Raw genomic sequence first — 18,990 nt, forward strand, 5'->3', positions numbered from 1 at the left:
AAACCGCAAAGTCTCCAGCTTAGGGTAGCGGTAACCGATAAATGTCACCCTGCGGGGGCTGGCGTTTCACAAAATATATTGCCCGGCTGCTAACGCTGTAGTGATGAACCAGCTCCGGGCTATCTGCCAGCAGTAGTTCAGGTTTGGCATCAGCGGCCAGCGGTTTACGAAAAATGCCAGCGCCCGGCTGATAATAAATAATGCTCTCACCCTGCAATTGCCAGTTCAGCCAGTTAACTTTGTCAAAATCGGCCAGTAGCAGCTGCTCTTCACCACTGGCCAGGTCCAGCTGCCATAAACCATCCTGATGAAACTTGCTGTAATAAAGCATATCGCCAAGCTGATATCCACTGTAACCGCCCTGCGTTGTTAGCTGCTGGTGTTCTGCGCCTTGCAACTGATAGCGCCACAGTTGCCAGTCACCACTTTTATTACTGCTGTAAATCAGGCTGTTATTATCATTGCCATGGTTAACCACATAGGCCTGATGTTCAGCAGAAAATACCTGGCTTAACTGGCCGCCATGGCCATCGGCCAGTTCCAGTTGATACACCGCCCCTTGCTGACTGAAAAAAATACTGCGTTGATCATTGGACCAGCCAAATCTGATAAAACCCGCCGGTGCCGGGATCGCGGCCAGCATATGTTCCGGGCCATTGTAAGGTTTGCGCCAAAGCTGATGAATGCCCTGGCGGGTAGACAGAAACAGCAGCTCGGTATCCTGCTGGTTAACCCGGGGTAAAAGGTCCAGCCGTGAGCTGTAAATATGCGCTGTGGCAGACTCGTCGCCGCCGTCATCAGCCAGCGGTTTGCGCCAAATATCGGCTTGCTGCTGCTGGCTGGCAAAAAACAGCTGCTGTCCGGTACTGGTTATCGAATTAACTTGCTGCTGCGAATAGAAATAGTGGCTGAGACTGAAATCAGCCGCCAGGGTAAATAGTTGGTTGCTGGCAGCGAGGATCAGTGACTGGCCGGCCGGCCAGCTTAAATCCACTACGTTAATATCCAGATCAGTAGTGTGGTGCAGTTGCGGCGGCTTGCTATCGGCCAACTGATACAAACTTAGCCGGCTGCGCTGTGCTGTCAGGTAACTGGCTATTGCCAGTTGCCCACCATCGGCAGCAACGGCCAAAGCGATAGCGCCGTTAAAACTGGCCGGGTCGGCCAGGGTGAGTTGTTGCTGATTGGCGGTGGCAAGCTGATAACGATATACCAGATAAGGCCGGGTTTTGTTCTGGCGTAGCCGGTAAAAAAAGTATTCGCTGTCCGGGCTCCAGGCGGCTTCAAATACACTGTCTGATGCACAATCAAACAACTGGCGCTCTGGCGCGACCGGGCGCAATGGTAATAGCATTATCTGACATTGCCCGTTATCCAATCTGCGGTACACCAGCTTGTTTCCATCCGGGCTGATACTGCCATTAAGCGCCTGGACCGCTGCCGCAATAAGCGGTTTGTCCTGCTGCTCACTGCGCAGCCAAAACTGAATTTTCCCGTTCGCATCCCGCCGGTGGAACAACAGCTGGCCGTCGTCACTGCTGCTGATATCAAATTCAGCACCGTCAAAGCTGGTTACCGGTTCGGGGATCAGCACCTTATCCGCTACAGTGCTGACAGCAGGCACTGTTTTAAGCCAGGCCAAGCTTAATGCTATTACTGCAAGCAGAAGCGCACTAATCAGCCAGGATACTCTGCTGCCAGCAGGGCCTGCTGGCCGGGCTGTGGTGCTGTCGGTGGCAAAAGGCTGCGGGGTCTTATCTGGCTGAGCCGGCAGTTCATTTAGCTTGGAAGCGGTATCCGTTACTGGCTGTATTAAGCTGGCCGCAGGTACCAGGCAATAGCCCAGTTTAGGAATGGTAGCAATATAGTCGGTTTCCGGGTCCAGGCTGGCACAGGCTTTTCGCAATAAGCTCACCGCACGGTTTATGGCGCTCTCGCTTACCACCCGGCCATCCCAGATTTCATTTATAAGTTGCTCGCGACTGACCGGCTCGCCGGCGTGCCGGGCCAGAAACAACAGCAGCTCTGCCTGTCGTGGTTCCAGGGTGCAGTGTTGGCTATTCAGCTGCAGGGTACGCCGTTGCGGATCAAATATCAGCTGGCCCAGCTGCCATTGCTGTTTATTCATGTTGTAGTGCAACCCCTTGTATTTATTGCAGAAAAATGCAGTAAGCTTTTCATCACAAATTCATCAGCTGCCCCTTATCGCCAATGGTGTCAGGGGCACTTAGCTTAACTGGCGACTTTATGTTAACAGGAAAGTAATATGAAATTACAACTAAGATTTTTGTTGTTGCTGTCAGCGCTATTGTTAGCGGTGCAACTGACAGGCTGTGGCGGCAGCGATAGTGAGCCAGCAGACAGCAATGTGATAAAACTGGCTGATCGTCAGTACACCCTGGTGTTGCCAGCCGGCTACCGGCCAGAGCAGGATTATAAGTTATTGCTGGCGTTTCATGGTTCAGGTGGTTCCAGTGCAGACATGCAGCGTACCGCAGGCTTTAGCAGTTACAGCAACGACTATATTGTCGCTTATCCGCAAGCCGGTACCATAGAGTGGAACGAGGGGTGTAATTGCAATATTGCCAACCGGCTGGGTATTGACGATTTGGGCTTTGTTGATCAGGTTATTGCCGATATCAGCGCGAAGCACCGGGTTAACCAGGATGAAATTTATGCCGCTGGTTTCTCGCAGGGCGGTTTGTTTACCCAGAATCTGGCCTGTAATCGCAGCAGCCGTTTTAAAGCATTTGCGGTAGTGGCGGCGCCAATGTCAGGTCAGTTGTGGCAAAGCTGTGCGCCAGCGGAACCCGTGTCGATCATGATGGTAATGGGCAAAAACGATTCCGTGTTGCCCTACAATGGCTACACCCACTCCAACTTCGGTCTGGTGTCTGCGCCGCAGGCAATTGCCCGCTTTGCCAGTCTGAATAACAGTTTACCGCTGGCCCAGCGCCAAACGCTGGCGGCAGATCAGGTTGAGTTGCTCAGTTACAGCAATGGCGCACAAAAAGCTGAGTTATTCAGCATTAAGCAAGGTCAGCATCAATGGACGTTTAGCCCGTTCGATACCTCTGCTGAAATTCTGACATTTTTTCAGCAGCTGGATACGCCGCGCTTGCCGGAAGCATCCGAGGTCGTGCAAGTTGACGACAAGCGTTTTCATGTAAGGTTGATGGGTGAGCAACATGCGGGCCCAGCGGTCGTGCTGCTGGCCGGGCCCAATGAGAACTATCATAGTGACAGCGCCTGGTTCAGCCTGTTGCAACCCGTGCTGGCTGACAAATACCGGGTGTACAGTATAGACAGGCTGGGCAATGGCTTTAGTGATGCTGCCGACGACGTGTCGTACCGGCGATTTGCAGACGATTTAGCCGCGGTTCTGCAAACGGTAAATGAACAGCAGGTTGTGATAGTCGCGATGGCCAGTGCCAGTATCAGCGCGCGTTTGTTCTATGAAAACCATCATCAGGCTATCGATATTAAAGCCATGCTATACATTGATCCGGATGTGCCATTAGCCAACTCACTAAGTATTTATCAGGGCTATCCGGCCGATTGGTATCTGGCCAACCTGGAGGCGCTGATTCCGCATCTGGCAAGCGGCGCCTGGACAGAGCGCACAGCTGATAAACTTCAGGCTGAGCGCAGCCATATTAAAAGCCTGGTGGGCGACAACCCGCTGATGGACTGGCAATATTTTGATTTAATCAGTCAGCAGCGCCTGTTGATTCGTCACCAGCAAAGCCGGGCCAGGGAAATTGCGGCCTACACCGCCGATTTAAATGCCTATGCAGCCCTTCCTATGTTAACTGCAATACCGGTATCGGTTATCGATACCGATTTTGAGCAGGCGCAAATTGATGCCAACCCGGAAAACGCTGAACAGTTGCTCTTATGGCAGCAGGAAAGTAACAGCTGGAATCAGCAGCAGGCGGAGCTGGCAAACGGCCAGTATATTGTACTAAGCAACAGTGACCACCTGGTGGCGCTGGAGCAACCGGAAAAAATTAAAGCAGCACTGGACTGGTTATTCGCCCAGTTACAATTGCCTTGAGTGCTTAACAGCATAGCGGCTAATTAGTTAGCGCATTGCACCAGCGTTTGATACTCATCAAAAGCGAAGTGATCGGTCATACCGCTGATAAAATCCTGCAATAGCCGGCAGCGGTAGTAAAGCTCAAGCGCGCTATTGTCGCTGCAGTTGGCATTGTCGTCGATAGCCGCAACTGCCAGTTGATAAGCTGCAACATGTTTATTTGGCAGGCGGTGCGCCAGCCGCTGTTCACGGCCAAACTGGTAGCCCTGGTTCGCCAGCACGGCGGTAAAGTCTGTAGCCGCTAACAGCAGTAACGGCTGGTAACTTTGCAGCAGGCCGGCAATAATGCGCTGGCCCTGCAGTTCCAGGGTTTCCACCTCGGGTTGGTTGAAAACAAACTGGCGGGCTACCTGCTTAAACGTGCTGGTAATTGCATGATACTGGCTGCCATCTTCCAGTAACGCCCGGTTTAAGCTGCCATGATAAACTGCATCGATATTGGCAATAAATTGCTCTGCCGCATGGCGTACCAACGGGTGGATCATGCCAACCCTAAGCTTAATAAAAAATTCAGAGCTTTTGTTAATGGGTTCGGCAGCAGCTTTATCCAGCGCGGCTTTTACCAACGCCGAAAAACTTTCACTGGCACCACTGTGCGTGGCAATCAGCCGGCCCTCTGGCTCCAGTTTATTAAACGCCAGATTGAGTTGCTGCGCCAGCTCGGGCAGGCTGAATAAACCCTTTTCTACCGCGTCTTCCAAGTCCGCCAGGCAGTAAGAAATGTCATCAGCGGCTTCCATAATATAAGTAAGCGGGTGGCGGTTGCCGGGCGTCGTCTCCAGCGCTTGCCACAGGTTTTCGATAAAACTCTGTTCAGCAAAATAATAGCCGGGTTTTTTCTGCAAATAGCTTTGTGGGTGGCTGCTCTCTGGTTTGCGGGCGCTGGCGAGCCGGGTATATTTTAAAATGCATGCGGTTTGCGAAAAGGTCAGGTTCATCCGCTGCAGGCTATGAACCAGCCGGATAGCCTGGGCATTGCCTTCAAACTGGGTAAGCTCACAGCATAAGGTTTGCCATAACGTGTTGTCTGCCAGCTGATGGCAGCGGTTTAGCTCCGGTATTGTCTGGCTGAACCAATGATTAATTGCGCTTTCACCGTTATGGCCAAATGGTGGGTTACCAACATCGTGCAGCAGGCAGGCCATTTCTACCAGCGATTCAATGGGCCGTTCTAAGCCGGTTAAGCCATATTGCGTTTGCTGTTCATCACTTAACTGCTTATAGATAGTTTGCACAATAAAGCGACCGGTTTGCTGCACTTCCAGCGAATGGGTTAGCCGGCTGCGCACGGCGGCATTGCGCTCCAGTGGAAATACCTGAGTTTTTTGCTGCAGCCGCCGCACGGCTGCAGAATTAATAATCCGGCCCCGGTCGCTTTCCAGCGCGCTTTGCAAGTGGCCACTGCGGCTTTGAAGTGGTCTGTCGGCTTTGATTTTAGTGCGAAAATCCATGAAAAAGCCTGCTTTGCTAGCAAATGACAGCAGTGTGGCGTAAAACGCGTCTTGCTGTAAAGCTTTTGCTTAGTCAGGCGGGTGACGTCGCAACCGGTTAACCCACGCCAACACGCCGTAAACCCATCCCTGGGGTCTCGTTTATAAACTTCATCCATGAAGTTTACCCTTCGGGCCAGCAAGGCTGTTTAAATTCGTTCCTGACGAATTTATCCGCCCGTCCAGGGCTTCAACGGTTGGCTTAGGGTTAACCGGTTGCTTTTAATCTAACCTGTTTTTAATCACAACCAGCCTTTCTGCCGGGCAATCCTTGCGGCGTCGATTCGATTGGCGGCGTGCAGTTTGCTGATTGCCTCAGATAAGTAATTGCGGGCAGTGCCCTCGGCAATATAAAGCTCTGCGGCAATTTCGCTGGTGCTTTTGCCTTCGCTTGCCAGGCGCAGCGCCTGACGCTCTTTCTCACTTAGCGGGTCTTGCTCACCCAGCGAGTTTAACAGCAGCTCGCTGTCGACCACTTTTTTACCGGCCATAACCTGCTGGATGGCCTGCACCAGCTGTTCTACCGGTGCATCTTTTAATAAAAAACCGCCAACGCCGGCGTCCATCGCCCGTTTAACATAACCAGCCCGGCCAAAGGTAGTAATGATCACTACTTTAGTTGGCAGTTGCTGTTGCTGCACATGCTGCGCCAGCTCAATGCCGCTGCAGCCGGGCATTTCAATATCACTTAGCAGCAAATCAAAGCCCTGATTTTTTAATAACGCTAATGCTGCCGTACCGTCAGCGGCTTCAGTAACCTCAAAGCCCGCTTCAAGTCGCAACAGGCTGGCCAAGGCAGTACGGACCATGGCCTGATCTTCAGCCAGTAAAATGTTCATTCGGTTGCTTCCTGTAACATGATAGGTTGCCGGGGCAGCTTAATCGTGGCGGTCAGCCCCTGTTGATGCTGCAAAGTAAGGGTTGCATTAATCGCCGCTAAACGTTCACGCAGGCCGCGAATACCATTGCCCTCTTTTACGTCGGCTTGCTGACCATTGTCGCTTAAATAAATATGCAAGGTATCAGCTTGTTCGGTAAAGCGCAGCTGGCAGTGGTCTCCCTGGCTATGGCGCATCACATTGGTCACCAGTTCAGTAAGTGCCAGCACTACTGCCGTTTCCCGGCGGTTATCCAATTCTGGGATTTCTCCACTTAACTCTGCCGCAAAGCCGGCATCGCGCAGCCTGCTAAGTAGTTTAGCCACCTCCGCAGTCAGCCCCTGGTGCTTGTAGCCCGATACACTTTGCCGCACCTGGCTCAGGGCGTCGCGGGCAATCTCACTTAATTCGGTTAACTGTTGTTGTGCTGCTTCAGTTTGCTGCCTTGCCAGCAGCTTTTCTGCCAAATCTGCCTTTAAAATAATGCTGGATAAGGTATGGCCAAGAATGTCGTGTAAATCACGACCAATCCGTTCCCGTTCAACCATGGTAGCCAGCTGTTTAACTTCATCTTCACTTTGCTGTTCGGCCAGACGATGGCGTAGTTTCGCCTGCTCTGCCCGACCCAGAAAGCTCACCGCCAGCACAATCGGAATGCCCATCACTAAAAACAGGTTCCAGTGAATAGTCAGAAAAACCTTTAGCAGAATCAGTAAGGTAATTAACAGTGACATTAGTAGCAGATAACGACGTAACGAATAAGCAAAGCCGATAAAAAAGCCGGCATAGGCAAACATGGCAATGGAGCCCGGGTTCACCGGAGTAATTAAGGCGGCAACCAGCACAATGCCAGCAATGGGCCAGTGTATGGTGTGGCGGTTACAACGATAAGCCCAGAAATAGCAACCCAGAAACAACAGCAATGCCATGACCATACTAAGGTACTGCCACGGCGCAAAACTCACTGTAAATAGCGGAATAATATAGAAAATAAGGTTTATCAGATAAACCCAGCTCAGTTTACTTTCCAGTTTGTCGAATGACGTCATCTACTTCTCCCGACCTGTTCTGATTGCCAGTGTAATAAGCAACAGGGGGTTATGCCAGTGACAAAGGTCACAGTGTCGTATGACAGTTGTCATCCGCAATTGGTGACAATCATTACCTGCACCTGAACGCCTCCACATTTATCCTGACAACCTCATTATTAAACATTCACAAACACTTAGAGCACTAACGGGGTAGTCAAAAATGAAAGCAGCAAATTTGAAGATTTTAACACTGGCCGTGTTGCAGAGCACTGTCAACGTATTTATGGCAGATGCGCCAGAGTGGCTGAATCAGCAAACTAGCCAGTTTTTAGCACAAACCGGGCAGGAGTAAGCAATGAGCGCGTTGCAAACACAATTAAAGGTAACCGGACTGGTGAAACGTTTTGCCGGTAAAACGGTACTGGCCGGCGTTGACTTGATCCTGGACGCGGGCGAAGTGCTGTGTATTCTTGGCCCTAATGGTGCAGGCAAAACTACGCTTATTTCGGCTATTTTAGGGCTTATCGGCACCGATAGCGGTGAAATACAGCTGCTGGGACAGCCTCAAAAAGGCACTAACCGTAGTATGGCATTGCGCCAGCAATGCGGGGTGATGATGCAAATTGGCAGCCTCAGCGCCAATTTAACGGTAGCCGAGCAGTGTGATTTGTTCAGCAGCTATTACGATAACGGTTATAGCGCGGCAGAGCTGGTAAAACTGGCCGGTTTGCAGGCACAGGCCAAAGTGCGGTTTGGCCGGTTGTCAGGAGGCCAGAAACAACGCTTGCTGTTTGCTCTGGCTTTGGCCGGCAAACCGAAGCTGGTATTTCTGGATGAGCCTACCCTGGGTATGGATGTGGAAGCCAGGCGCAATTTATGGCAGCAAATCCGCCAGCTAAAACAACAAGGGGTGGCTGTGGTGTTGACCACTCATTATCTGGAAGAGGCAGAGCAGCTGGCCGACCGGATTATGGTGCTGCATCAGGGCCGGTTTATTGCCAATGGTAGCCCACAGCAACTGAAAGAGTTAACCCGGTACAAAGTGGTGCAATGTTGCAGTAGCTTAACTGATGCTGAGTTACTGGCACTGCCTGGCGCATTGCAGCTTAGCAGACAGCAGGGGGTAATAACGCTGCACAGCAGCCATGCCGAACAAACAGTCAAAGCATTACTTGACAAGGATGGCGCTGTCAGCCAGCTGGAAGTACGGCCAGTGGCATTAGAGCAGGCGTTTTTACAACTAACCGCACAATCTGCTGAGCGCAGCGCAAATAAGGAGCAAGCCGCATGAGTAGCGTAGCGATATATCAAAAAGAAGCCTGGTACGATTTGGTCAGTGCCTGGCGCACGCCGGGCTTTGTGTTGCCGGCACTGGCTTTTCCAGTGGTGTTTTATCTGTTTTTCGGGGTGTTGTTCAGCCCGGCTGGCAGCAGCCATGCTGCCTATATGCTGGTGACTTACAGTTGTTTTGGCATTATGGGGCCGGCGATGTTTAATTTTGCTATGAATATTGCCAGCGATCGCGCCCAGGGCTGGTTAACCTTAAAGCGTCTGTCACCAATGCCGGTCAGTGCTTATCTGCTGGCAAAAATGGCCACCAGTCTGGTGTTTGCCATGCTAATTATTGTGTTGTTATTCAGTGTTGCTGCTGTTTTTGGCGACGTTCGACTGGAGCAAGGCCAGTGGCTGGGGTTAGCGCTGTTGTTGCTGGCAGGTACCGTGCCTTTCGCCCTGATTGGCTTACTACTGGGTTTAACCCTCAGTGACAAAGCAGCCCCCGGGGTGGTTAACCTGTTGTACCTGCCAATGGCTTTTTTATCTGGTTTATGGTTGCCAATACACCTGTTACCCCAGTTTTTACAACAACTTGCCTGGGTATGGCCAAGTTATCATCTGTCACAACTGGGTTTGAAATTGCTGGCAATGGATCAGGGCCAGCCGCTGCTGCATCTGGTTATACTGGGGTTGACCACCGCGGTGCTGATGGGATTATGTGTGCTTGTCTTTCGTCGCTATACAGGAGCTAAATAATGAAAAAGCTGGTAGTTATGATAATTGCGGCTTTGCTGGTAATGTTTTTTCTGCTGCTACCAGAGCCCGAGTCAGAGGCGGCACCAGAGCTGACTGCAGCCTCCCCGGCAGAGCTAACAGACAACAGCTTTATTCTCGGGCCGGTAAAGCTGTTTGATGGCGAAAAGTGGCGCGATGAGCGCTTTGCCGAAATAACAAACGGCCGGGTGCAGCAACTGTACCTGAATAAACCAGACAGTGCGTTGCCCTGGGTGGACGGTAACAACCAGTGGCTGATACCGGGGCTGATTGATGCACACGTTCATGTCTGGGGCGATGCACTTGAGCAGACACTGAATTTCGGCGTCACTACGGTGTTGGATATGTTTGGCGACCATCAGTTTCTGGCAGCGCAGAAGGCCACCAGAGCCAGCACGGCTCAAACAAACAAGGCAGATATTTACGGTGCAGGCACCCTGGTTACAGCAGCCAAAGGCCATGGTACCCAGTACGGTAGAGCCATTCCGGTTATCGAAAATGCCGGCCAGGCCAGTGAGTTTGTGGCAGCGCGACTTAAAGAGGGCTCTGATTTTATCAAAATTGTCTATACCTCTGATAAAGCGTTGCGGCGTTTCAGGCCTTCGATTGACCTGGCGACCCTTACCGCAGTAATTGCCGAGGCCAAAGCGCAGGGCGTATTGGCTGTAGTGCATATTGCAGATTTACCGTCGGCCGAAGAGGCCATCGCGGCGGGGGCTGATGGCCTGGTGCATAGCTTTTTCAGTGAGCCGGTAAGCAACGAATTACTACAGCTGACGGCCTCGGAGCAGCGCTTTATTATCCCGACTATGGCGGTAATGGAGGGTATGCTTGCCGGTAAAATAAATGAGGAATTGTTGTTGAATGCCCCGCCAGCTGCGCTTACGCCTGCCGCGATAAGCAGCTTAACCGAGCGGTTCAGCCATTCGCCAATCCCGGCAGACCGATACCAGTTATTAGCAAATAATACTAAACAGATGGCAGATGCCGGAATATTGTTGCTGGCCGGCTCTGATGCACCCAATCCTAATACCGCTCACGGCGTCAGTTTAATCGTTGAAATGGTGCTACTGCAGCGTGCCGGCGTGCCGGTGTTAAAAGTATTACAGAGCGCCAGCTCGGCTCCTGCCAAGGCATTTGGCCTGTCACAGGTAGGGTATCTGCGGCCTGGCTATAAAGCAGATATGGTGTTGCTGGCTAAAGATCCGATGGCCGATCTCACCACGTTGCTGGCACCGCAAGCCATCTGGAAAAATGGTTGGTTACATCAGCCGGAGCTGCCCGCAGAAACTGCAAAAATGGCGGGCGGACTGATAGCTGATTTTAATACGGACTTAAGTGCTCACAGCGGTGGTTTCGCTGCCAGCAGCGACAGCATGATGCAGGGTAATTCGTCTGCAGAGATCGTTGTGCAGCAAGGTGTGTTAGCGGTAGAGGGTGTTATCCGGCCTGGCTTTGCTTACCCCTGGGCCGGGGTGGCCTGGCAAACAGGCAACAATATGGAAAATGGCAGTGATTTCAGCGATATCAGTGCTATCCGCTTTAAGATCCGCGGCACGCCGGGCCAGTATCGGCTGGATGCGTTTTCAGCCGGCAGCTTTATGCCCGTTAGTCACCACTTTACGGTCAGTGCTGACTGGCAAACTATCGAGGTGCCATTGTCGGCATTTAGTGGCCTTAATACCGACGCGGTCAGTATGCTGTTATGGAACGGCCCGCAGGGCGAGTTCAGCTTCGAGCTGGATGAGATAACGCTACTTTAACTTATATTCAAAGCCGGCTTCTGCCTCACTGTCATGGAAGGGCGTAACCCGGCTTTTTTTATTCAGGCTGGCATTAACCAGTGAGTTTGGGAATACTTCAATACCGTTGTTAAAGTCTTCCACGTTCTGGTTAAAAATCCGGATGGCAGCGCCGATGTTTTCCTGCTGCTCAGCAATTTCGCGCATCAGGTTATTAAATACCTCTGAGGCTTTTAATTCCGGGTAGGCTTCTACCGCGATATTTAAACCCTGCATCAGATCTTTGGTTTTGCTTTCTACCTGCTCTAACTGGCTGGCGTCAATGTTATCGCTGTGCAATTTAGCGATGCCGCTGCGTAGCTCGGCAATCTGGGTTTGTAAACCGGCTTCATGCACCTGAAACTGCGCCACTACCTGCTCCAGATGCGGGATCATTTTATTTTTCTGCCGTTCCTGGGTTATCACATTAGCCCAGCCACGCTCAACAGCGTTCATCCGGGTAATAATGCCGTTGTAAATCACCACCACAAACACTGCCAGTAAGATAATTACGCCGATAATGATGCCAGTTGTCATCTGTTGCTCCTGCTGCGCTAAATAAGTAAATGTTTTATCGTTAAAAGTTTGAGTCTGAGTGTCGCATTAACTGATGAACGGCCGCCAGTGTTTGTTGCAATTTTGGCAGGGCTGTTGCTTGCTCAATGCTTTGCCGGAACCGGCTTAACTGATCCAGGCCACAGGGTGGCTGGGCATCCAGCAGATCAGCATTGGCGAAACTAATGCAGAGCGTGCCATCAGCACTGAACTCCAGGTTAAGCTGGCGCAACTGGCCGGCTAAGTCTTCCAGTGCTACGACTGCCGCCGGCTTTAAAAAGCGCGCCGCCTGCATTTGCTCGCTGGCACGCACTTTAAATATTTTATTAAAACGGCCCGAATCACTCTGGTATTTTTCGCCATTTATACCGCTTGGCGCAAAGGCGCAGATAAACAGGTTTTGCACATAACGAAAGGGCAGCATTAAGCCATAGCGGTCGTAATGAGTATACTCGGTGCGGGTTCGAACCTGGCCTTTACTGTTAGTACTGGTTACCGTGCGTCGGTCAACGTAGTGAAAATGCCAGTAATGATAGTCAAACTGGTGCTCTTCACCGACATAATGCCCGGCGATAATTTGCTTAAACTCGCGCTTGTGGTTGCCACGGTCAAACTCGGCAAACTGCTGTTGCCAGCTGCGGCTGTCTGGCCACTGTCCCGGGCGCAGTAATTGCAGCTGGTTGTCCAAAAGTGCATTGTGCCAGTAAAGCTGCCGGCCCAGTTTTTTCAGGCCGGCATAGCGCCAGCCGATAATTATCAGCGGCAGCAGGCTAAGACCAAGCAAGGTCCAGCCGATGGCCGGCAGCCAGGTAAGTTCAACCAGGTAATGATAAAGCCACATGCAGCCGAGAGCACCGGCAACTAAGCCTGCACTGCAAAGCCATAGCGGCAGATGATGATAACGTATTGGTTGTGGTAATACGGCCAGTTTATCAAGCAATTTCAGTAATTCTGCTTTGCTGTGCAGAGTCTGACTTTGCCGTTTTACCTGCGCCAGCGCGGCGGCTAAGGTTTTATTATGTTGAAAAGCTGACATTTGCCCTCCGTGGAGCTGGCAACATAATCAAAAGCGGCGAAATTTGCAAAGTATACCTGCATTGCTGCGCCGGCCGCTTACGTTATTTCAACCTGCCAGCTGGTATTTTTCCAGGCGGTACAACAAAGTTTTATAAGGCAGTTGCAACAATTTAGCTGCCTGGGCTTTGTTACCACCGGCACGGTTAAGGGCCTGTTGCAGACAGTCGCGTTCATGTTGCTGCCAGTTCAGTCCCTCTGCCGGCAATACAAACTGGCCGGTACCCACTGTACTGCTGGTTAATCCCGCCAGCAACTCCTGCTCATCGCCCAGTAATACGAAGCGTTCAATCCGGTTAGCCAGTTCCCGCACATTACCCGGCCAGGGGTAATCCATTAGTTGTTTCATAGTGGTTTTGGTTAACGCCGGTGCCGACAGCTGATAGCGCTGCTGACTTATTTGCAGAAAATGCTGAATTAACTGCGGAATATCCTCGGTACGCTGACGCAGAGCCGGCATATGCAGGGGCACCACATTTAACCGGTAGTATAAATCTTCCCGAAAGCGCCCGTCCTGCACAGCCTGGGAAAGATCCTGATGGCTGGCGGCGATTAACCGCACATCCAGGGTGATCTCCTGATGGCTGCCCAGCCGGGTAACTTTGCCTTCCTGCAACAGACGCAACAGTTTCGCCTGCAGGCTTAACGGCAACTCGGCCACTTCATCCAGAAATAAGGTGCCGCCGGCTGCCGCTTCAAACTTACCGGCTTTCGCCTGATGGGCACCGGTGTAGGCGCCTTTTTCCGCGCCAAACAACTCTGCTTCAGCCAGTTGCTCGGGGATGGCGCCACAGTTAATGGCAATAAACGGCCCTTTGCAGCGCGACGACAGCTGATGCAGCGCCCGGGCTGCCAACTCTTTGCCGGTGCCGCTTTCGCCACTGATCAGCACCGTAGCATCGCTGTTCGATACCCGGTTAATCCGCTGAAACAACTGCTGCATGCAGGGCGCTTTACCAATTAAATCGACCAGCTGGCGTTGCTCGCTTAGCTGCTGGCTTAACTGGCGGTTCTGGCTGCGCAGCCGCTTGGCGGTTAAGCCCTTGCTAACGGCCAGCAGCAGTTCCTGGCGTTTAAAAGGCTTGGTTAAGTAGTCATCGGCCCCGGCCTGGATAGCCTCGACCGCATGGCTGACCGAGCCATAGGCCGTCGCCACCACAAAGCCCAGTTCCGGCAGGTTGCTACGTACATAATTTAAAATCGTTAAGCCGGTGTAATTACCCAGTTTCCAGTCGCTGAATACCAGCTCAATTTGTGGCTGCTGTTTTAGCAGCACCAGCGCATCTTCCACGGTTGCGGCGCTGAATACCTGATACTGCTCACCCTGCAATAGCTTGCCAAGCAGCTGGCGCTGTTCGTTATCATCTTCTACCAGCAGGATAGTCGCTGTCATTGCATTGCTCCGGTAGTGGCTCCGCCAGATGCCTCGCTAAGAGTGACAATAGCGCAGCAACCGCCCTGCGGCCGGTTTTTCAGTTCAATCGACCCCTGATAATACAGCTTCAGCAAACGGCTGCTGATGTACAGCCCCATGCCGGCACCATCTGCCTTACTGGAGCAATGCGGGCTAAATAGTCGCGGCACAATATCGGCACTAAGCCCTGGGCCGTCATCGCAAATCGTTACCTGCACCTGCTGCGCTGTGGTTTGCACATCGATGCTAATCTGGCCTTTGCCACCAGAGGCTTCAACCGCATTGGCCAGCAGTGTATGAAAAATACTGCGTAATTCGGCTTCGGCGCCGGCCACCCGGGCCTGGCTATCGCCGCTGAGGCTGAATTGCAACTGGCCGTTACTGAATTCCAGCAGCAAATCATCCAGCACATTTTGCAGCAATACCGGTTGGCTGCGATCAATATCGGCACAGCTTAACGTTAGCATTGCCGTCAGGTTGCGGTTGATATGCTGCATTTTCTGCTCGGCCTGTTCACTTAAACGCTGGCGCAAAGCCGGATCGTCACTGCTGGCAACCTGTTCCAGCAGTAAACTTAAGGTGTGAATAGGGTTGCGCAGCGCATGCACCATACCACGGCTTATTTCACCTAACTCTGCCAGATGCTGTTGCTGCTGATGCTGCTCTGCCTGGGCCGCTAATGCGGCCAGCTGGCTGCTCATCTTGTTAAACTGCTCACTGACATAGCGGTATTCTGCTAAACCTGTTGTGGTCACCTGCTGGCCAAGCTGCCCCTGTTGTAACTGTTTAAAACCTGCTACCAACCGCTGCAGTGGCTGGATAAGCCGGTGGCCCAGCCAGAGCGCAATTAACATGGCCAGTGCGGTGCTGGCGGCAATCAGCAGCATGGTGTATTGGGTAAATTCAGCAATAAGTGGCTCTGCCTGATTATAACGGCCGCTGCGGTGTAACTGTTCAGCGCGGTCCTGCAGTTTTTCAGCGGCAATTTGCTGTAGTAAATGCTCCACCGCATGCTGCTCCTGCTGCCAGTTAATGTCAGTCAGTGCTTCAATGTTCAGCTGCCGGCCATTTTTTTCAATCTCAATAATTTTTACCTTGTGCTCGCGCGGTGCGGCCTGCCCGCCAGGTGTCTCACCTCTGGCCGGTAATGGCGGTGCAGGTGGTGGTGGTGGTCTTCGGATTATGGTTTCCAGCTGATCCGCGGTTTGTGCCAGCACTACCCGGGTTATTTCTGAACTACTACTGCTGATTTGCTGCTCAATCTGGCCCTGAAAAAGCCGTACCAGCCAAATCTGGCTGGCTGCCATCGCCAATAACAGAAAAATTATGCCTAAACTCAATGCCCAGCGAATTGACATACTGCCGCTCTCAATAATGCTAATAGTGCTTAGCTTACAACCCCTGTGCCAGTTTGCCAAAGCCAATGACTGCAAGAGCCCGGCTGCTAATGGTCGGCAACGGCAGGTGATTAGCGGACGAATTATCCCGATATCGGGATGTATAGCAGCTGATATCGGGATGTATTGGTTGGCAGTTGTTGCAAGTTCTTGATTTAAAACATTAAAAATAGTGGCATTAAACTTTCATTGATAAAGTGCATTTTGCGAATGATGGATTCAAAGGAGCAACACGATGAAAATGATAATGGTCAATGCCGCTTTAATTGCGTTTTTAACGGGCTGTGCTTTACCTCAGGCTCAGGCAGAACAGCCCGCGCCAGAGAAAGCGCATGAAACCCGGATTGTGGTAATGCAGGACGGTGAGAAAAAAGAGTGGCGTTTTAGTGGCGAAAACTGGCGTGACAGTGACGAGTGGCAACAGTTCATCGCCACGCTGGAGCCTGAGCAGCAACATAAACTGGAAAAATTATTGGCTTCGGCACCGCCTGTACCGCCAATGCCGCCACATCCACCAAAAGTCAGCTGGCAGGACCATGATGGGATCCAGCATATTGTTATCCGCAAGCAGGGTGAGGCTGTCGAGGAGCAGCAACTGATTGAAATTCACCGTCAGGCTGGTGAACATGCGAAGTTAATGCACATTGAAATTCAGCGGGAAGCGGGTGAACACAGCTTCAGCGCTATTAAGCATTTGCTGGAAAACGCCGAGCTTACTAAAGAGCAGTTGCAACAATTGCAGGCGTTGCTGGATTCAAAGCATTAACCGTAACGGTGTATTGGAAAACCCTGGTTACCGGCTTTGATCTCCCAACCACTGCCGTGTTGCCGGCCCGCTAATCCGGGCCGGCTTTTTAACGCTTACCAGGGTAACTCGCTGCCATTGCTGTGGTAAAACTTGCCGCTGTTAGCCGGGCTTAGTTCGCTTATCAGGCCGCTTAAACGGCGGGCGGCTTCATCAGGGCTGATATCGCCGCCGTAGCCAACCATCTCAGTCTGCACATAACCGGGGTGGTAAATGCCAACACTGATGTTGCGTGGCGCCAGATCTTTGGCCAGCGACATACTGCCGGCATTTAATGCCGCTTTGGCCATCCGGTAGCCATAATAACTGCCGGAGCTGTTATCGCTGATAGAGCCCATCCGGCTGGTGATCATCGCTATTTTGCCACCGTCTTTAAGTGCGCCCAGCAGCTGCTGGCTGAGCAGCAAAGGGGCAATACTGTTTACCTGAAACTGCTTTAAAATGGTTTCGTCGTTAAAATTATCCAGAGTTTCATTGCAGAAAATGCCAGCGTTGTTAATCAGTATATCGATGCTGTTATCGGCGAATTTAGCCGCAATTTCTTTTATTTTCTCCGGCTCACTCAGTTCAACACCACTGTAGAGGGTCAGATCCAAATCGGCCAGCTCGGCTGAGGGCTGGCGGCAAAGCACCGATACCTTATCGCCATTTGCCAGGTACTGCTTCACCAGCGCCAGACCAATTCCTTTATTACCGCCGGTAATCACAATATGTTGCATAGTGCTGCTCCTGTTATTTTACTCAAACGATAAACAGGATATCCGGTCACTGCCACGACAATTCAAGGTTGTGGTTAACGGCTGCAGCTTATTCTGCTGCCAGTAATTGTGCAGGCAACGGCCAGCTGGTCGTCAGCACCTCGCCCTGCCAGGTTTGCAGGGTCAGCCAGACTTTATCGGTGACTGCCAGTTGCGGGGGGGCGATGGCATGCACATGCTGGCCATGGCGGCTGCCATGTAAAATTCCCTCTTCATGCTGTTGCAGTTCTGCCAATGGCAGCGGCGCAGGGCCGATATTCAGATAACCCTGGCGGATGCTGGCAATGTCGCCATGGTTAAACATCAGTAAAAAGTCTTTTACGTACTGGTCGTGGTGGGCGTATGGCGGTTTTAAATCTAGCGGCATCGGCGCAATTTCAAACTGCCCCAGCTGCTGGGCCGGCCAGGCCGGTGGAAATTCCGGGGTCAGTGATTCGTACAAAAACCAGATTGGCAGCAGTAACACCAGACCATTTAACTTAAACTTATGTCGTTGCCAGAAAGTATTACTGCGCGCCATCAGGAATCTCCTGCATATGTGCTGCCATGCGGCTTTCACGCACAGCTTTCACTGTGCGGTTGCCCCAGATCATAAAGCCGGTGATCGACATGCCCGATAATAATAAACCAAATAAAAACCAGATGGCTTTGGTCCAGATCCCGCCAAGGGTGCCGTAGTGTAATGGGTCGGCAATATGCATTACTGTTTGCAGCGCGGTCATCGTTGCTGGCGATTTTTCATGGGCAATCTCACCGGTCCAGGGGTTAATGCTCAGGTTGTAAGAGTACTGATCATAAAAAATATGGTCTCCGCCGCCCATCAGGGTATACATGCCGCGGTTATGCTCCGGCAACATTAAAAAGCTCGGTTGAAAATCGGGAAAACGTTGCTGTGCTATCTGCATTGCGTCAGCAAAACTGACCATGGGTGCTTGTGGAGTTGCTGGTAGTTGCTCAGAAGCTACCAGCGGGGCATGCGGCTCGATATCAATATCGGCATGCCACATGACCGCCTGCACTAAATACCACAGGCCGGTGGCACTCATCACCATTAAAAACCAGAGTGACCAGACACCTGCTAAGCGGTGCAAATCAGCCAGCACGGTTTTTTTGCCCTGATTTAAACGAATTCTTGGCTGGGTAAAGCTGCGCCAGAAATTTTTGTAAATAATCAGGCCGGTGATTAAGGCGCCCAGCATCACGATCGCCATTGCCGATACCAGGTAATAACCCACGCTGTAGCCGCTTTGCCAGGGAAACAACAACCAGCCATGTAAACTGCGCATAAAGTTAATAAAGGTCATGCCTTCATTAATCTGCTGAATTTCGCCGCTGAACTGGTTTACGTAGGCAATGGCAAACGGCTTGTCGTGGTCGGTAAACATAACGGCATTGACCAGATAGGGTTCAAACAGCATCACACTGCCAACATCGGCCGTCGGATAAGCCTGTTGCACGGTAGCAACCAACTCGGCTACCGGTTTGGCCGGCAGGTTATCCGGGTTGCTGGCGCGGGCCGCCGGATTGGTTAACCAGGTTAACTCATGGCTGAACACCGCTATTGTGCCGGTTAAGCAGACAAAGCAGAAAATCAGCCAGATCGGCAGCGAAAACCAGCCATGTAATTGAAACCAGAAACGATTGCTGAGTTTTGCCATG

General features: G+C 51.7%; 17 protein-coding genes. 6 read left to right on the top strand and 11 right to left on the bottom strand.

All coding sequences use genetic code 11. The features are described 5' to 3' along the window. Positions 1-19 precede the first annotated feature (19 nt). Positions 20-2,128, bottom strand: a complete 2,109-nt coding sequence (locus tag KQY15_RS14600) for a winged helix-turn-helix domain-containing protein (protein WP_217670435.1) — start codon at positions 2,126-2,128, stop codon at positions 20-22. A gap of 138 nt (positions 2,129-2,266) precedes the next feature. Between KQY15_RS14600 and KQY15_RS14605 the strand changes: the two genes are divergently transcribed. Further along, positions 2,267-4,057, top strand: a complete 1,791-nt coding sequence (locus KQY15_RS14605; protein ID WP_217670437.1) for an alpha/beta hydrolase — start codon at positions 2,267-2,269, stop codon at positions 4,055-4,057. Positions 4,058-4,080: 23 nt separating this feature from the next. Here the strand turns inward: KQY15_RS14605 and dgt are convergent, their stop codons facing one another. From dgt to KQY15_RS14620, 3 genes are all read right to left on the bottom strand, one after another. After that, positions 4,081-5,550 carry a dGTPase gene (gene dgt, locus KQY15_RS14610; protein WP_217670439.1) on the bottom strand — a complete coding sequence of 490 codons (1,470 nt, stop codon included), beginning with the start codon at positions 5,548-5,550 and terminating at the stop codon, positions 4,081-4,083. 281 nt (positions 5,551-5,831) lie between these two features. After that, positions 5,832-6,428 (bottom strand): response regulator transcription factor, encoded by a 597-nt coding sequence (locus tag KQY15_RS14615; RefSeq protein ID WP_217670441.1) that lies wholly within the window; start codon positions 6,426-6,428, stop codon positions 5,832-5,834. Continuing rightward, positions 6,425-7,516, bottom strand: coding sequence for a sensor histidine kinase (locus tag KQY15_RS14620; RefSeq protein WP_217670443.1), 1,092 nt, complete (start codon positions 7,514-7,516; stop codon positions 6,425-6,427). Before KQY15_RS14620 ends, KQY15_RS14615 begins: the two co-directional genes overlap by 4 nt. A gap of 202 nt (positions 7,517-7,718) precedes the next feature. Here KQY15_RS14620 and KQY15_RS19190 point away from each other — a divergent pair, with 202 nt between their 5' ends. From KQY15_RS19190 to KQY15_RS14635, 4 genes are read left to right on the top strand one after another with little or no spacing between them, the layout of a single operon-like run. Beyond that, positions 7,719-7,850: a hypothetical protein gene (locus KQY15_RS19190; RefSeq protein WP_302850352.1), complete on the top strand. Its 132-nt coding sequence runs from the start codon at positions 7,719-7,721 to the stop codon at positions 7,848-7,850. 3 nt (positions 7,851-7,853) lie between these two features. Continuing rightward, positions 7,854-8,789, top strand: a complete 936-nt coding sequence (locus KQY15_RS14625; RefSeq protein WP_217670445.1) for an ABC transporter ATP-binding protein — start codon at positions 7,854-7,856, stop codon at positions 8,787-8,789. After that, positions 8,786-9,529, top strand: coding sequence for an ABC transporter permease (locus KQY15_RS14630; protein WP_217670447.1), 744 nt, complete (start codon positions 8,786-8,788; stop codon positions 9,527-9,529). Before KQY15_RS14625 ends, KQY15_RS14630 begins: the two co-directional genes overlap by 4 nt. Next, positions 9,529-11,310, top strand: coding sequence for an amidohydrolase family protein (locus KQY15_RS14635; protein ID WP_217670449.1), 1,782 nt, complete (start codon positions 9,529-9,531; stop codon positions 11,308-11,310). Before KQY15_RS14630 ends, KQY15_RS14635 begins: the two co-directional genes overlap by 1 nt. On the opposite strand, the gene KQY15_RS14640 is transcribed toward KQY15_RS14635, so the two are convergent. From KQY15_RS14640 to KQY15_RS14655, 4 genes are all read right to left on the bottom strand, one after another. Continuing rightward, entirely contained in the window at positions 11,302-11,865 is a 564-nt protein-coding gene (locus KQY15_RS14640; RefSeq protein ID WP_217670451.1) for a LemA family protein, read from the bottom strand. The two genes, KQY15_RS14635 and KQY15_RS14640, sit on opposite strands and share 9 nt — an antisense overlap. 40 nt (positions 11,866-11,905) lie before the next feature. Beyond that, positions 11,906-12,919, bottom strand: coding sequence for a DUF3137 domain-containing protein (locus tag KQY15_RS14645; protein ID WP_217670453.1), 1,014 nt, complete (start codon positions 12,917-12,919; stop codon positions 11,906-11,908). Positions 12,920-13,006: 87 nt separating this feature from the next. Then, complete coding sequence (locus KQY15_RS14650) at positions 13,007-14,350, bottom strand: sigma-54-dependent transcriptional regulator (protein WP_217670455.1); 1,344 nt, start codon at positions 14,348-14,350, stop codon at positions 13,007-13,009. After that, positions 14,347-15,729, bottom strand: coding sequence for a sensor histidine kinase (locus KQY15_RS14655; RefSeq protein ID WP_217670457.1), 1,383 nt, complete (start codon positions 15,727-15,729; stop codon positions 14,347-14,349). The genes KQY15_RS14650 and KQY15_RS14655 overlap by 4 nt, the downstream gene beginning before the upstream one ends. Positions 15,730-16,003: 274 nt before the next feature. Between KQY15_RS14655 and KQY15_RS14660 the strand changes: the two genes are divergently transcribed. Beyond that, the gene (locus KQY15_RS14660) at positions 16,004-16,534 is read left to right on the top strand and encodes a hypothetical protein (RefSeq protein WP_217670459.1); all 531 of its coding nucleotides are present in this window, start codon (positions 16,004-16,006) and stop codon (positions 16,532-16,534) included. Positions 16,535-16,629: 95 nt separating this feature from the next. Here the strand turns inward: KQY15_RS14660 and KQY15_RS14665 are convergent, their stop codons facing one another. The 3 genes from KQY15_RS14665 to KQY15_RS14675 all read right to left on the bottom strand — a co-directional run bounded on the left by KQY15_RS14665 (position 16,630) and on the right by KQY15_RS14675 (position 18,989). Next, positions 16,630-17,292 carry an SDR family oxidoreductase gene (locus KQY15_RS14665; protein WP_217670461.1) on the bottom strand — a complete coding sequence of 221 codons (663 nt, stop codon included), beginning with the start codon at positions 17,290-17,292 and terminating at the stop codon, positions 16,630-16,632. An 88-nt stretch (positions 17,293-17,380) separates the two neighbouring features. After that, positions 17,381-17,851, bottom strand: coding sequence for a PA2404 family protein (locus KQY15_RS14670; RefSeq protein WP_217670463.1), 471 nt, complete (start codon positions 17,849-17,851; stop codon positions 17,381-17,383). Beyond that, positions 17,838-18,989 (bottom strand): PepSY-associated TM helix domain-containing protein, encoded by a 1,152-nt coding sequence (locus KQY15_RS14675; protein WP_217670465.1) that lies wholly within the window; start codon positions 18,987-18,989, stop codon positions 17,838-17,840. The genes KQY15_RS14670 and KQY15_RS14675 overlap by 14 nt, the downstream gene beginning before the upstream one ends. Position 18,990: the final 1 nt, after the last annotated feature.

Source organism: Arsukibacterium indicum, assembly GCF_019100565.1.
Lineage (GTDB): Bacteria > Pseudomonadota > Gammaproteobacteria > Enterobacterales > Alteromonadaceae > Alishewanella > Alishewanella indicum.

Coding starts and splice junctions, on each gene's coding strand:
- KQY15_RS14600 (WP_217670435.1), bottom strand. CDS start 2,128: ATGAATAAACAGCAATGGCAGCTGGGCCAGCTGATATTTGATCCGCAA.
- KQY15_RS14605 (WP_217670437.1), top strand. CDS start 2,267: ATGAAATTACAACTAAGATTTTTGTTGTTGCTGTCAGCGCTATTGTTA.
- dgt (WP_217670439.1), bottom strand. CDS start 5,550: ATGGATTTTCGCACTAAAATCAAAGCCGACAGACCACTTCAAAGCCGC.
- KQY15_RS14615 (WP_217670441.1), bottom strand. CDS start 6,428: ATGAACATTTTACTGGCTGAAGATCAGGCCATGGTCCGTACTGCCTTG.
- KQY15_RS14620 (WP_217670443.1), bottom strand. CDS start 7,516: ATGACGTCATTCGACAAACTGGAAAGTAAACTGAGCTGGGTTTATCTG.
- KQY15_RS19190 (WP_302850352.1), top strand. CDS start 7,719: ATGAAAGCAGCAAATTTGAAGATTTTAACACTGGCCGTGTTGCAGAGC.
- KQY15_RS14625 (WP_217670445.1), top strand. CDS start 7,854: ATGAGCGCGTTGCAAACACAATTAAAGGTAACCGGACTGGTGAAACGT.
- KQY15_RS14630 (WP_217670447.1), top strand. CDS start 8,786: ATGAGTAGCGTAGCGATATATCAAAAAGAAGCCTGGTACGATTTGGTC.
- KQY15_RS14635 (WP_217670449.1), top strand. CDS start 9,529: ATGAAAAAGCTGGTAGTTATGATAATTGCGGCTTTGCTGGTAATGTTT.
- KQY15_RS14640 (WP_217670451.1), bottom strand. CDS start 11,865: ATGACAACTGGCATCATTATCGGCGTAATTATCTTACTGGCAGTGTTT.
- KQY15_RS14645 (WP_217670453.1), bottom strand. CDS start 12,919: ATGTCAGCTTTTCAACATAATAAAACCTTAGCCGCCGCGCTGGCGCAG.
- KQY15_RS14650 (WP_217670455.1), bottom strand. CDS start 14,350: ATGACAGCGACTATCCTGCTGGTAGAAGATGATAACGAACAGCGCCAG.
- KQY15_RS14655 (WP_217670457.1), bottom strand. CDS start 15,729: ATGTCAATTCGCTGGGCATTGAGTTTAGGCATAATTTTTCTGTTATTG.
- KQY15_RS14660 (WP_217670459.1), top strand. CDS start 16,004: ATGAAAATGATAATGGTCAATGCCGCTTTAATTGCGTTTTTAACGGGC.
- KQY15_RS14665 (WP_217670461.1), bottom strand. CDS start 17,292: ATGCAACATATTGTGATTACCGGCGGTAATAAAGGAATTGGTCTGGCG.
- KQY15_RS14670 (WP_217670463.1), bottom strand. CDS start 17,851: ATGGCGCGCAGTAATACTTTCTGGCAACGACATAAGTTTAAGTTAAAT.
- KQY15_RS14675 (WP_217670465.1), bottom strand. CDS start 18,989: ATGGCAAAACTCAGCAATCGTTTCTGGTTTCAATTACATGGCTGGTTT.